Annotated in this window: 11 protein-coding genes; 5 read left to right on the top strand and 6 right to left on the bottom strand. The window is 71.1% G+C overall.

All coding sequences use genetic code 11. The annotated features are described in order from the left end of the window. Positions 1-319: 319 nt before the first annotated feature. Positions 320-2,755 (top strand): RelA/SpoT family protein, encoded by a 2,436-nt coding sequence (locus ACFWBW_RS26555; RefSeq protein ID WP_385377066.1) that lies wholly within the window; start codon positions 320-322, stop codon positions 2,753-2,755. Between the two features lie 23 nt (positions 2,756-2,778). Here ACFWBW_RS26555 and ACFWBW_RS26550 read toward each other — a convergent pair whose 3' ends face one another. Both ACFWBW_RS26550 and ACFWBW_RS26545 read right to left on the bottom strand, forming a co-directional pair. Next, complete coding sequence (locus ACFWBW_RS26550; protein WP_385377063.1) at positions 2,779-4,008, bottom strand: DUF349 domain-containing protein; 1,230 nt, start codon at positions 4,006-4,008, stop codon at positions 2,779-2,781. 209 nt (positions 4,009-4,217) lie between these two features. Next, the gene (locus ACFWBW_RS26545; protein ID WP_385377060.1) at positions 4,218-5,006 is read right to left on the bottom strand and encodes a peptidylprolyl isomerase; all 789 of its coding nucleotides are present in this window, start codon (positions 5,004-5,006) and stop codon (positions 4,218-4,220) included. A 153-nt stretch (positions 5,007-5,159) separates the two neighbouring features. On the opposite strand from ACFWBW_RS26545, the gene ACFWBW_RS26540 reads away from it, so the two are divergent. Then, positions 5,160-5,870, top strand: coding sequence for an MBL fold metallo-hydrolase (locus ACFWBW_RS26540; protein ID WP_250744724.1), 711 nt, complete (start codon positions 5,160-5,162; stop codon positions 5,868-5,870). Positions 5,871-5,880: 10 nt separating this feature from the next. Beyond that, the gene (gene hisS, locus ACFWBW_RS26535; RefSeq protein WP_385377058.1) at positions 5,881-7,140 is read left to right on the top strand and encodes a histidine--tRNA ligase; all 1,260 of its coding nucleotides are present in this window, start codon (positions 5,881-5,883) and stop codon (positions 7,138-7,140) included. 166 nt (positions 7,141-7,306) lie between these two features. On the opposite strand, the gene ACFWBW_RS26530 is transcribed toward hisS, so the two are convergent. Genes ACFWBW_RS26530 through ACFWBW_RS26515 form a run of 4 tightly spaced genes read right to left on the bottom strand, consistent with a single transcriptional unit; the run spans position 7,307 to position 10,931 of the window. Then, on the bottom strand, positions 7,307-7,939 hold the full coding sequence (locus ACFWBW_RS26530; protein WP_385377055.1) for a response regulator: 633 nt from the start codon (positions 7,937-7,939) through the stop codon (positions 7,307-7,309). Positions 7,940-7,984: 45 nt separating this feature from the next. Next, a complete protein-coding gene (locus tag ACFWBW_RS26525) occupies positions 7,985-9,223 on the bottom strand; it encodes a sensor histidine kinase (protein WP_385377052.1) in 1,239 nt (412 codons plus the stop codon). Further along, positions 9,181-10,056 carry an ABC transporter permease gene (locus ACFWBW_RS26520; RefSeq protein WP_385377049.1) on the bottom strand — a complete coding sequence of 292 codons (876 nt, stop codon included), beginning with the start codon at positions 10,054-10,056 and terminating at the stop codon, positions 9,181-9,183. Before ACFWBW_RS26520 ends, ACFWBW_RS26525 begins: the two co-directional genes overlap by 43 nt. After that, positions 10,053-10,931, bottom strand: coding sequence for an ABC transporter ATP-binding protein (locus ACFWBW_RS26515; RefSeq protein ID WP_385377046.1), 879 nt, complete (start codon positions 10,929-10,931; stop codon positions 10,053-10,055). The genes ACFWBW_RS26520 and ACFWBW_RS26515 overlap by 4 nt, the downstream gene beginning before the upstream one ends. A gap of 166 nt (positions 10,932-11,097) precedes the next feature. Between ACFWBW_RS26515 and ACFWBW_RS26510 the strand changes: the two genes are divergently transcribed. Together ACFWBW_RS26510 and ACFWBW_RS26505 are read left to right on the top strand one after the other, a co-directional pair. Continuing rightward, positions 11,098-11,718 (top strand): vitamin K epoxide reductase family protein, encoded by a 621-nt coding sequence (locus ACFWBW_RS26510; RefSeq protein WP_385377043.1) that lies wholly within the window; start codon positions 11,098-11,100, stop codon positions 11,716-11,718. 52 nt (positions 11,719-11,770) lie between these two features. Beyond that, positions 11,771-13,126: a replication-associated recombination protein A gene (locus ACFWBW_RS26505; protein ID WP_385377041.1), complete on the top strand. Its 1,356-nt coding sequence runs from the start codon at positions 11,771-11,773 to the stop codon at positions 13,124-13,126. Positions 13,127-13,216: the final 90 nt, after the last annotated feature.

Below are 13,216 nucleotides of genomic sequence, written 5' to 3'. Positions count from 1 at the left end.
ACGGGGGGGTGGGGTTCGTCCCTTTTTTTCCCGGAGGTGGGCGGGAACGGGAACTCCCCGGAGCACCCCCGCTTCGGCGTGTGCGGGCCGCTGCGCGGGGCGAAGTCCCCTACCCGCCCTTCCCCCGTTCCCCGGGGCTCGGCCCCGGACCCCGGTCCTCAAACGCCGGACGGGCGGGATGTGGCCGGGCCCGGGAGGAGTCGGGGCGGACTCGGGGAACGGGGTGGCGGAACCCTCGCTACGATGGGTTATCCGGACCGGACACGGGCACCGGATCCTCCCCCACACTCCGTGCGGGGGGACCCCCTGAGGAGCGCTCTTGCCAGACGAGGTCCAGCCAATCTCCGCCGCGCAGCCCGCCCCGGAGGCCGAGCAGCCGGCCGCGGCGGCCGCCGCCACGCCCCCGCCGGCTCCGCCGGCCCTGCCGGTCAAGCCCGCGTCCGCGAAGTCGGCCGGGTCCTCCAACCGGGTGCGCGCGCGGCTGGCCCGCCTCGGCGGTCAGCGTTCCAACCCGTACAACCCGGTGCTGGAACCGCTGCTCCGCATAGTCCGCAGCAACGACCCGAAGATCGAGACGGCCACCCTGCGCCAGATCGAGCAGGCCTACCAGGTCGCCGAGCGCTGGCACCGCGGCCAGAAGCGCAAGAGCGGCGACCCGTACATCACGCACCCGCTCGCGGTGACCACGATCCTCGCCGAGCTGGGCATGGACCCGGCCACGCTGATGGCGGGGCTGCTCCACGACACGGTGGAGGACACCGAGTACGGGCTGGAGGACCTGCGGCGCGACTTCGGCGACGCCGTGACCCTGCTCGTCGACGGAGTCACCAAGCTCGACCGCGTGAAGTTCGGCGAGGCCGCCCAGGCCGAGACCGTCCGCAAGATGGTCGTGGCCATGGCCAAGGACCCCCGGGTTCTCGTGATCAAGCTCGCCGACCGCCTGCACAACATGCGCACCATGCGCTACCTCAAGCGGGAGAAGCAGGAGAAGAAGGCCCGCGAGACCCTCGAGATCTACGCCCCGCTGGCGCACCGGCTGGGCATGAACACCATCAAGTGGGAGCTGGAGGACCTCGCCTTCGCGATCCTCTACCCCAAGATGTACGACGAGATCGTACGGCTGGTGGCCGAAAGGGCACCCAAGCGCGACGAGTACCTCACCGTCGTCACCGACGAGGTGCAGGCCGACCTCCGGGCCGCCCGCATCAAGGCCACCGTCACCGGGCGCCCCAAGCACTACTACAGCGTCTACCAGAAGATGATCGTGCGCGGCCGCGACTTCGCCGAGATCTACGACCTGGTCGGCATCCGGGTCCTCGTCGACACCGTCCGGGACTGCTACGCCGCCCTCGGCACCGTGCACGCGCGATGGAACCCGGTCCCCGGCCGGTTCAAGGACTACATCGCGATGCCGAAGTTCAACATGTACCAGTCGCTCCACACGACGGTCATCGGACCCAGCGGCAAGCCCGTCGAGCTCCAGATCCGCACCTTCGACATGCACCGCCGTGCCGAGTACGGCATCGCCGCGCACTGGAAGTACAAGCAGCAGACCGTCGCCGGCACCTCGAAGGTACGCACGGACGTGCCGCAGGCGGCCAAGGGCAGCGCGGGCCACGACACCGTCAACGACATGGCCTGGCTGCGCCAGCTGCTGGACTGGCAGAAGGAGACCGAGGACCCGAGCGAGTTCCTCGACTCGCTGCGCTTCGACCTCTCGCGCAACGAGGTCTTCGTCTTCACGCCCAAGGGCGACGTCATCGCCCTGCCGGCCGGAGCCACCCCCGTCGACTTCGCGTACGCCGTCCACACCGAGGTCGGCCACCGGACCATAGGGGCGCGGGTCAACGGGCGGCTCGTACCGCTCGAATCGACCCTCGACAACGGCGACCTGGTCGAGGTCTTCACCTCCAAGGCCGAGGGCGCGGGCCCGTCCCGCGACTGGCTGGGCTTCGTCAAGTCCCCCCGGGCCCGCAACAAGATCCGCGCCTGGTTCTCCAAGGAGCGCCGCGACGAGGCGATCGAGCACGGCAAGGACGCCATTGCGCGGGCCATGCGCAAGCAGAACCTGCCGATCCAGCGCATCCTGACCGGGGACTCCCTCGTCACCCTCGCGCACGAGATGCGCTACCCCGACATCTCCTCGCTCTACGCGGCGATCGGCGAGGGCCACGTCACCGCGCAGAACGTGGTCCAGAAGCTGGTCCAGGCCCTCGGCGGCGAGGACGCGGCCAACGAGGACATCGAGGACAGCATCCCGCCGGCCCGCGGCCGCAGCACCCGCCGCGGCAACGCCGACCCCGGCGTGGTGGTCAAGGGCGTCGAGGACGTGTGGGTCAAGCTGGCCCGCTGCTGCACCCCGGTGCCGGGCGACCCGATCGTCGGCTTCGTCACGCGCGGCAGCGGCGTATCGGTCCACCGCGCGGACTGCGTCAACGTGGACTCGCTCTCCCAGGAGCCCGAGCGGATGCTCGAGGTCGAATGGGCGCCCACCCAGTCCTCCGTCTTCCTGGTCGCCATCCAGGTCGAGGCGCTGGACCGGTCCCGGCTGCTGTCGGACGTCACCCGCGTCCTGTCGGACCAGCACGTGAACATCCTGTCGGCGGCCGTGCAGACCTCCCGCGACCGGGTGGCCACCTCCCGGTTCACCTTCGAGATGGGCGACCCGAAGCACCTGGGCCACGTCCTGAAGGCCGTAAGGGGCGTCGAGGGCGTCTACGACGTCTACCGCGTCACCTCGGCCCGCAGGCCGTAGCGGAACACGCGAAGGGGCCGCGATCAGCCGCCGAACTCCTCAAGGCCCTTCAGCGCCTGGTCCAGCAGGGCCTGACGGCCCTCCAGCTCCCGGGACAGCTTGTCGGCCTTGGAGTTGTTGCCCTGCGCGCGCGCCGTGTCGATCTGGCCGCGCAGCTTGTCGACCGCCGCCTGCAGCTGACCCGTCAGACCGGCCGCACGGGCCCGCGCCTCCGGGTTCGTACGGCGCCACTCGCCTTCCTCGGCTTCCTGGATGGCCCGCTCGACGGTGTGCATCCGGCCCTCGACCTTGGGACGCGCGTCCCGCGGTACGTGGCCGATGGCCTCCCAGCGCTCGTTCAGGGAGCGGAACGCGGCACGGGCCGCCTTCAGGTCCGTGATCGGGACGAGCTTCTCGGCCTCGTCGGCCAGCTCCTCCTTCAGCTTCAGGTTCTCCACCTGCTCGGCGTCGCGCTCCGCGAACACCTCGCTGCGCGCCGCGAAGAACACGTCCTGGGCACCGCGGAAACGGTTCCACAGGTCGTCCTCGGACTCGCGCTGCGCGCGGCCCGCGGCCTTCCAGTTCTCCATCAGCTCGCGGTAGCGCGCGGCCGTCGGACCCCAGTCGGTCGACTTCGACAGCGACTCGGCCTCCGCGACCAGCTTCTCCTTGACCTTGCGGGCGTCCTCGCGCTGCGCGTCGAGCGAGGCGAAGTGGGCCTTGCGGCGCTTGGAGAAGGCGGAACGGGCGTGCGAGAAGCGGTGCCACAGCTCGTCGTCCGACTTGCGGTCGAGGCGGGGCAGACCCTTCCAGATGTCCACCAGGGCCCGCAGCCGCTCGCCGGCGCTGCGCCACTGGTCGCTCTGCGCCAGCTCCTCGGCCTCGGCCACCAGCGCGTCCTTGGCCGTACGGGCCTCGTCCGTCTGCTTGGCCTTCTGGACCTTGCGCTCCTCGCGGCGCGAGTCCACGGTCGACACCAGCTTGTCCAGCCGGACGCGCAGCGCGTCGAGGTCGCCGACGGCGTGGTGCTCGTCCACCTGCGTACGCAGGTGCTCGATGGCCGTCTGGGCGTCCTTGGCGGCCAGATCGGTGGTCCGCACCCGTCGTTCGAGGAGGCCGATCTCGACCACCAGGCCCTCGTACTTGCGCTCGAAGTAGGCCAGGGCCTCCTCCGGGGTGCCGGCCTGCCACGAGCCGACGACCTTCTCGCCATCGGCAGTACGCACGTACACGGTGCCGGTCTCGTCGACTCGGCCCCACGGGTCGCTGCTCACAGCGCCTCCTCCACCTGATGCCTTGCGAGGGGTTCACCCCCTGGGCATCGTCCACAGTTTCCTGGGGCGGGCCGCGCCCGCCCTGCACAACGCCAACATAGGCGACCGCCGGGCCGGCTGTCCGCATCCAGCACGACGGAATATCGCCGTACCGGAGCGCCTTCGAGGAATTCGAGGAGACAGCCGGCGCCCGGGGCGCCCGGTCCCGGTCAGTTCTGGGTGACGGTGCCCTTCTCGATCGTCACGGGGGTCTTGGGAGCCCCGTCCTGGCCGCCGTCGGCCGTACCGGCCTTGGCCACCTCTTCGAGCACCTTCAGGCCGGCCGCGTCGATCTTGCCGAAGGGGGTGTACGTCGGGGCGAGCGGGCTGTCCTTGTAGACCAGGAAGAACTGGCTGCCGCCCGAGCCGGGCTGGCCGGTGTTGGCCATCGCCACCGTGCCCGCCGGGTAGACGACCTGGCCCGTCGCGTTGGGCTTGCCCAGCGCGTCGAGGTTCTCGTCGGCGATGGTGTAGCCGGGGCCGCCCCTGCCGGTGCCCTGCGGGTCGCCGCACTGCAGGACGAAGATCCCGCCCGTCGTCAGGCGGTGGCACTTGGTGTTGTCGAAGAACTTCTTGTCGGCGAGCGACTTGAACGAGTTGACCGTCTGCGGGGTCTTCGCCGCGTCCATCTCGAACTTGATGTCGCCCGCACTGGTCTTCAGGGCGAAGGTGTACTTCGCCTTGGCGTCGATCGCCATCGCCGGGGAGGGGGACTGCTGCGGGGTGGGCGAGGCCGGGGCCGAGGGGGTCGCGGCCGGGTCGGCCGCCTCGTCCTTCTTGTCCTTGTCGAACACACCGCCGGCCACGAGGCCGACCAGCGCCGCAACGACCACGGCCACCGCCGCACCGATCACGGCGAGCCGCTTGCGCGACTTCTGCCGCTCTTCGGCGCGCCGCTTCTGCTGGCGTTCGTACTTCTCCCTGGCGAGCTGGCGCCGCCGCTGATCGCTCGTGACCACCGGGTCGTCTCCTTGTGCGTAGCTGGTACCACTGTCCGGGCTGGGTTAGGCCGTACCGTATATGGGTTCGCTGTGTAATGAGCGGCGCCGGTACCCTCTGAGCAGCAGCATTCCGATCTGCAGCCTCCCGCCGGACGACGATTGAGGACGAACGTGCTGATTGCCGGATTCCCCGCCGGGGCCTGGGGGACCAACTGTTACGTGGTCGCCCCCGCCGCCGGTGAGGAGTGCGTCATCATCGACCCGGGCCACCAGGCCACCCAGGGTGTCGAAGAGACGTTGAAGAAGCATCGGCTCAAGCCCGTCGCGGTCGTCCTCACCCATGGCCACATCGATCATGTGGCCTCGGTGGTCCCGGTGTGCGGAGCACACGACGTACCGGCCTGGATCCACCCCGAAGACCGCTTCATGATGAGCGACCCGGAGAAGGCCCTCGGCCGTTCCCTCGGAGCCCAGCTCATGGGCGAGCTCACCGTGGGGGAGCCCTCGGACGTCAAGGAACTGACCGACGGAGCGAAGCTCGCCCTGGCCGGCATGGAGCTCACCGTGTCGCACGCCCCCGGCCATACGAGGGGGTCGGTGACCTTCGGGATGCCCGAGGCGGCGGACATCCCGCCGCTGCTGTTCTCGGGCGACCTGCTCTTCGCCGGCTCCATCGGGCGTACGGACTTCCCCGGCGGCAGCCACGCCGACATGCTCGAGTCGCTGGCCCGCGTGTGCCTGCCGCTCGACGATTCGACCGTGGTGCTGCCCGGACACAACGAGCACACGACCATTGGCCGTGAGCGAGCCACCAACCCGTACCTGCGGCAGGTGGCCGCCGGCCTGGGAGACGGCTTCACGTCTCCACGACGAGGAATGTGACGAGAGTTTCGTGGCTACTTTTCAGGCCCCCAAGGGCACGTACGACCTGATCCCGCCGGTATCCGTGAAGTACCTGGCGGTGCGCGAGGCCATCTCCGCCCCGCTGCGCAACTCCGGCTACGGCTACATCGAGACGCCCGGTTTTGAGGACGTCGGCCTGTTCGCCCGAGGTGTGGGCGAGTCCACCGACATCGTCTCCAAGGAGATGTACGCCTTCGAGACCAAGGGCGGCGACCAGCTGGCCCTGCGTCCCGAGGGCACGGCCTCGGTGCTGCGCGCGGCACTGGAGGCCAGCCTGCACAAGAAGGGCAACCTGCCGGTCAAGCTCTGGTACTCGGGCTCGTACTACCGTTACGAGAAGCCGCAGAAGGGCCGCTACCGCCACTTCTCCCAGGTCGGCGCCGAGGCCATCGGAGCCGAGGACCCGGCGCTGGACGCCGAGCTGATCATCCTGGCCGACCAGGCGTACCGCTCGCTGGGCCTGCGCAACTTCCGGATCCTGCTGAACTCGCTCGGCGACAAGGAGTGCCGCCCGGTGTACCGGGAGGCACTCCAGGCCTTCCTGAGCGGACTGGACCTCGACGAGGAGACCGTCCGCCGGGCCGAGATCAACCCGCTGCGCGTGCTCGACGACAAGCGGACGGACGTGCAGAAGCAGCTCGTCGGCGCCCCGATGCTGCGCGACTACCTCTGCGACGCCTGCAAGGCGTACCACGAGGAGGTCCGGGCGCTGGTGACGGCGGCCGGGGTCGTCTTCGAGGACGACGAGAAGCTCGTGCGCGGCCTGGACTACTACACCCGCACCACCTTCGAGTTCGTCCACGACGGTCTGGGCTCCCAGTCCGCGGTGGGCGGCGGCGGCCGCTACGACGGCCTCTCCGAGATGATCGGCGGGCCCGCGCTGCCCTCGGTGGGCTGGGCGCTGGGCGTCGACCGCACGGTCCTGGCGCTCGAAGCCGAGGGCGTCGAACTGGACATCCCCGCCTCGACCTCCGTCTTCGCGGTGGCGCTCGGCGCGGCGAAGCCGGTGCTGTTCGGTCTGGTGACCGAGCTGCGGCGGGCCGGCGTGGCCGCGGACATCTCCTACGGGGGCAAGGGCCTCAAGGGTGCGATGAAGGACGCGAACCGCAGCGGGGCGCGGTTCGCGGTGGTCGCGGGCGACCGTGACCTGGAGGAGGGCGTGGTCCAGTTGAAGGACATGGAGTCCGGGGAGCAGGCGCCGGTGGCCGTCGCCGACTTGGTCGCCACGGTCCGGGCCCGCCTGGCCTGACGGACGCCGCCGCCTGGTGGGGCGGGGCCGGGGGATCCGCTGCGCGGAGCTCTCCCCGCCCCGCCCTTTCGCAGTTTCCTGGGGCGGAGCCCGGAAACGGGGTCCGGGGCGGAGCCCCGGTTTCGGGAAGGGGCGGGGTGGGGGAGGCCCCGCGCAGCGGCCGCGGTCACAGCAAGCCGTGCCGCATGGCTGTCGTCACCGCCGCCGTGCGGTCGGCGACTTCCAGCTTTCCGAAGATGCGCAGCATGTGCGTCTTGACCGTGGACTCCGCCACGAACAGCCGGCGCCCGATCTCCGCGTTCGTCGCGCCCTCCGCGACCAGGCGGAGCACCGCCACCTCCCGGTCGGAGAGCCGCGGCACCGACGGGCGGGTGCGGAGCTGGTCGACCAGGCGGCCCGCCACCGTCGGGGCGAGGACCGTCTCGCCGCGCACGGCCGCCCGGACCGCGGCCGCCAGCTCCGCCCGCGCCATGTCCTTCAGCAGGTAGCCCGCCGCCCCCGCCTCCACCGCGCGCAGGATGTCCCGGTCCTCCTCGTACGTGGTCAGCACCACCACCCGTACCGGCAGCCGGGCCGCCGTGATGCGGGCGATCGATTCGACTCCGTCGCCGCCCGGCATCCGCAGGTCCATCAGGATCAGGTCCAGGCCGCCTTCGGGGACCAGCCGCGCGGCCAGCGCCTCCGCCTGCGGGCCGTTCGAGGCCTCGGCGACGACCTCCAGGTCCGGTTCGGCGGCGAGCATGCCGCGCAGGCCCTCCCGTACCACCGGGTGGTCGTCGGCCAGCAGGATGCGGATCATCTCGTACGGCTCCTCAGCGGATCAGCAGATCCGCGGATCAGCGGGTCAGCGGATCGGGAGTGTGACGGTGACGGTGGTGCCGGCCGAGGCGGCGCTGTCGACCGCCGCGGCGCCGCCCACCTCGGCCGCGCGGGCGAACAGCCCCCGCAGTCCGTAGCCCGCTGCGGGGGCCGCCGGATCGAAGCCCCGGCCGGTGTCCCGGACCGTCAGGGTCAGCTCGGAGCCGCCGTAGGCGAGGGACACCGCGCAACGGGCCTGCGGTCCGGCGTGCTTGGCCGCGTTCGACAAGGACTCCTGGCAGGACCGCAGGGCCACCACCTCCAGGACCGCGGCCAGCGGCCGGACCTCCCCGGTCACCGAGACGGCCGCCGGCGGATCGTGCCGGGCCGCGAGCCGCCGTACCGCGTCGGGCAGCGATCCGCCGTCGAGATCGGCGGGCACACCGCCCGCGACCAGGGCGCGGGCCTCGGCCAGGTTCTGCCGGGCGGTGACGGCCATCAGCTCCAGATGGTGCCTGGCCCGCTCCGGATCGGTGTCCAGCTCCGACTGCACGGCCTGTACGAGCATCAGCAGGCTGGTGAAGCCCTGGGCGAGGGTGTCGTGGATCTCCCGGGACATGCGTTCCCTTTCGGCGTGGGCGCCGCGCTCGGCGGAGAGCCGGGTCACCTCCTCCCGGCTGGCGTCGAGTTCCGCGATGAGGGAGGCCCGGTGCCGGCTCTGTTCGATGATCCGGAGGATCCAGGCACCGAAGAAGGCGGAGAAGAGGAAGGTGACGAGCGCGCCGAGCGCGCTCGCGAAGACGGAATGCCCCTCAGGGCGCCACACCAGTGCCCAGCCAGCCACCGGCAGCAGGCACAGCAGGCCCACGGCGCAGACCGCGCGCCGCAGCGGCAGCAGCATGAAGCACTGAGGGGCGAGGGCGAAGGTGATCAGCCGGGCCTCGCCGGCCAGGGCGGCCGCCGGCAGGAAGAGGGCCAGCGCCACGCCCACGTAGCGGGCGGAGGCCCGGGGTGCGGCGCCCGGCTCCAGCAGGAGCAGCGGGCGTCCGGCGCCGAGGTAGCAGGGGATCAGGAGGGCGAGCAGGACGACGGCGGTGATCCGGTACGCCGGCCCGGGGGAGTCCGAGCCGAGGACGAAGGCCGCGGTTGCGATCCACACGACCCCGAAGTAGAGGTCCCACGGGCCGAACGCGCGGTCCCAGACGTGGGACTCGCGCGCTCCGGCCGCCTCGGCGAATGCGCTCAGCCGTCGCGCCGGTTCTTCCACTTGAAGGTCAGCAGGCACAGCACCAGCCCTCCGAGCACCCAGGCCCCCAGGACCAGGGCGACCCGCCCATACTCCCAGGCACCGGCCTGTTCGAAAACGGCCGCGGACTCGGGAAGGAACACCCCGCGCAGCCCCTGGCACATCCACTTGAGCGGGAACAGCGCCCCGATGTTCAGCAGCCAGTCGGGGATCTGGTGGACCGGGATGAACACCCCGGAGATGAACTGCAGGATCAGGAAGGGCAGGACCACGACCGAGCTGGCGCTCTTGCCGGACTTGGGCAGGCTGCTGATCGCGATGCCGAGCAGGGCGCAGCCGGCCAGGCCCAGGACGAAGATCCAGGCGAACGTCAGCCACTTCGAGGCGGACGTCGGCAGATCGAGATCGAACAGGGTGGAGCCGACCAGCAGCAGGATCGCGGTCTCGGCGAGGCCGGTGGCCAGCACCATCCACACCTTGCCGAGGAAGTACGCGGCCGGCGGCATCGGGGTTCCGCGCAGCCGGCGCAGCACCTTCTCGTCGCGTTCGACGGCGATGGAGATGCCGAGGGACTGGAAGCTGGTGGACATGATGCCGGCGGCGACCATGCCGGCCGCGTACATCTGGGAGGCGGTGACCCCGCTGCCCTCCATGCCCTCGCTGAAGATCGAGGCGAAGAGCGCGAGGAAGACGATGGGGAAGGCGAAGGTGAAGATCACCGCGTCGCGCTGGCGGACGAACTGCCTGATCTCCAGCACCCCGCGGCTCACACCGAGGGACCAGGCGCCGGGCAGCGCCCCGGCCCCGCCCGTTCCCGTGGCCTTGCCCGTACTCGTGCCCGTACTCGTGCCCGTACCGGTCTGCGTGCTCATCGGGACTCCTCCTGCCGCGTCGTGTTCCGGTCGAGCCGGCCCGTGAGGCGCAGGTACACGTCCTCCAGGGTGGGGCGGGTGATCCTCAGGTCCGGGACCTCTCCGTCGAAGCGGGCCGCCAGTTCGGCGACCGTACGGGTGGGCGTCTCGGTGGAGGTGCTGCGCGGGCCGCCGTCCCGGTCGGTCCACTCGACGGTGGCGCCGGTCCCGAGGCGGGAGCGCAGTGCGGCCGGTTCGCCCTCGGCCACGACCTTGCCGCGGGCGATGACCGCGAGCCGGTCGGCGAGCGCCTCGGCCTCCTCCAGGTAGTGGGTGGTGAGCACGATGGTGGTGCCCGACTCGGACAGCAGCCGGATCAGGTCCCAGAACTGCCGCCGGGCCACCGGGTCGAAGCCGGTCGTCGGCTCGTCCAGGAGCAGCAGCTCGGGGTCGCCGATGACCCCGAGCGCCACGTCGAGGCGGCGCCGCTGGCCGCCGGAGAGGGTCTTGAGCCGGTGACCGCGCTTGTCCTCCAGGCCGACCAGGGCGATCACCTCGGCCGGATCGCGCGGGGCCGGGTAGTAGCGGGCGAAGTGCTCGACCGTCTCCCGCACCGTCAGTTCGGCGGGCGCCGACTCGTCCTGCCAGACGATGCCGACGCGCGAGCGCCAGGCCCGGCCGGCGGTCGCGGGGTCCGCGCCGAGGACGAGCACCTCGCCGCCGTCCCGCTCCCGGTGCCCCTGGAGGATTTCCACCGTCGTGCTCTTGCCGGCGCCATTGGGCCCCAGGAGGCCGAAGACCTCGCCCCGCCGGATCGTCAGGTCCAGTCCGTCCACTGCGGTGACTTCGCCGTACTGCTTGCGGAGCCCCCGTACTTCCACCGCGTTCTCTGTCATGTCTCACATGGTGTGGCGGAAGCCCGGCCACCGGTCCCCCCGTGCGTACCTCCTCCTGTCCGTCGAACGATGGACAGTGGAGGGTGGACAGTGGAGGGTGGACGGTCCGGCCGGGTACGGCACAATGGCCGGTGCTTGTTGACCTTGCAGATGTGGAGCGGGCCGGATGACGACACGTGGGACCGATACGGACATCGTCGAGCCGCGAACGGCCGTCGGCGGCAGCCGGGCGCTCGCCCTGCTGCTGGTGATCACGGGAGCCGCGGGACTGCTCGCCGCCTGGGTCATCACGATCGACAAGTTCAAGCTGCTGGAGGACCCGGACTTCGTCCCGGGCTGCAGCCTCAACCCGATCGTCTCCTGCGGCAACATCATGAAGAGCGACCAGGCGTCGGTCTTCGGCTTCCCGAACCCGATGCTGGGGCTGGTCGCCTACGGCATGGTGGTCTGCGTCGGCATGAGCCTGCTCGCCCGGGCGCGCTTCCCGCGCTGGTACTGGCTCACCCTGAACGCCGGGATGCTCTTCGGCGTCGGCTTCTGCACCTGGCTGATGTACCAGTCGCTCTACACGATCAACTCCCTGTGCCTGTGGTGCTGCCTGGCCTGGGTCGCCACCATCGTCATGTTCTGGTACGTCACCTCGCACAACGTCCGGGGCCGGCTGCTGCCGGCTCCCGACTGGCTGCGCGGCCTCTTCGACGAGTTCACCTGGGTGCTGCCCGTCCTGCACATCGGGATCATCGGCATGCTGATCCTGACCCGCTGGTGGGACTTCTGGATGTCCTGACCACCTGATCCGTCCGGGCGGGAGTGTCGGTGGCCTCGCATAGGCTTCCGGTGTGGAACCAGATCTCTTCACCGCTGCCGCCGAAGACCGCCAGGCGAAGGACCCCTCCAGTTCTCCGCTCGCCGTCCGGATGCGTCCGCGCACCCTGGACGAGGTCGTCGGCCAGCAGCACCTGCTGAAGCAAGGCTCCCCCCTGCGCCGGCTCGTCGGGGACGGGGCGGGCGGTCCCGCCGGCGCCTCCTCGGTGATCCTCTGGGGCCCGCCGGGCATCGGGAAGACCACGCTCGCGTACGTGGTGAGCCAGGCGACGAAGAAGCGGTTCGTCGAGCTGTCCGCGATCACCGCCGGCGTGAAGGAAGTACGGGCCGTCATCGAGGGCGCCAAGCGGGCGGCCGGCGGGTACGGCAAGGACACCGTCCTCTTCCTCGACGAGATCCACCGCTTCAGCAAGGCGCAGCAGGACTCGCTGCTGCCGGCCGTGGAGAACCGCTGGGTCACGCTGATCGCCGCGACCACGGAGAACCCGTACTTCTCGATCATCTCCCCGCTGCTGTCGCGCTCGCTGCTGCTGACGCTGGAACCGCTGACGGACGAGGACCTCAGCGCCCTGATGCACCGGGCGCTGACGGAGGAGCGGGGCCTCGGCGGCGCCGTCACCCTGCCCGCGGACGCGGAGGCGCACCTGCTGCGGATCGCCGGAGGAGACGCGCGGCGCGCCCTGACGGCCCTGGAAGCGGGTGCGGGCTCGGCGATCGCCAAGGGTGAGCCGGAGATCAGCCTCCAGACCGTGGAGGAGGCCGTCGACCGGGCCGCGGTGAAGTACGACCGGGACGGCGACCAGCACTACGACGTGGCGAGCGCGCTGATCAAGTCGATCCGGGGCTCGGACGTGGACGCGGCGCTGCACTATCTGGCGCGCATGATCGAAGCGGGGGAGGACCCCCGGTTCATCGCGCGCCGGCTGATGATCTCGGCGAGCGAGGACATCGGGCTGGCCGACCCGGCGGCCCTGCCGCTCGCGGTGGCCGCGGCCCAGGCGGTGGCGATGATCGGCTTCCCGGAGGCCTCGCTCACGCTGTCGCACGTGACGATCGCGCTGGCGCTGGCCCCGAAGTCGAACACCGCGACGACCGCGATCGGCGCGGCGCTGGCCGACGTCAAGGCGGGGCTGGCGGGGTCCGTGCCGACGCACTTGCGTGACGGGCACTACAAGGGGGCGGCGAAGCTGGGGCACGCGGTGGGGTACGTGTACCCGCACGACGTGCCCGGAGCGATTGCTGCGCAGCAGTACGCGCCGGACGAGGTCCATGGCAAGCGGTACTACGAACCGACCCGGTACGGGGCCGAAGCCCGCTACGCGGACGTGGTGGAAAAGGTCCGCGAGCGCCTCCGCGGCGCCGGGTCCTGACCCGCGGTGCCGTTCCTGGGGGCGGAGCCCCAGGGGCTCGGGCTGCGGGGACTTCGCCCCGCGCAGCGGGGTCGTGTCGCGGGTGCCGGG

The organism is Streptomyces sp. NPDC059957 (assembly GCF_042730015.1).
In the GTDB taxonomy this organism is placed as follows: Bacteria; Actinomycetota; Actinomycetes; order Streptomycetales; family Streptomycetaceae; genus Streptomyces.
The sequence above is the reverse complement of the archived record's forward strand: the minus strand, read 5'-3'. Positions and strand labels throughout refer to the sequence as shown.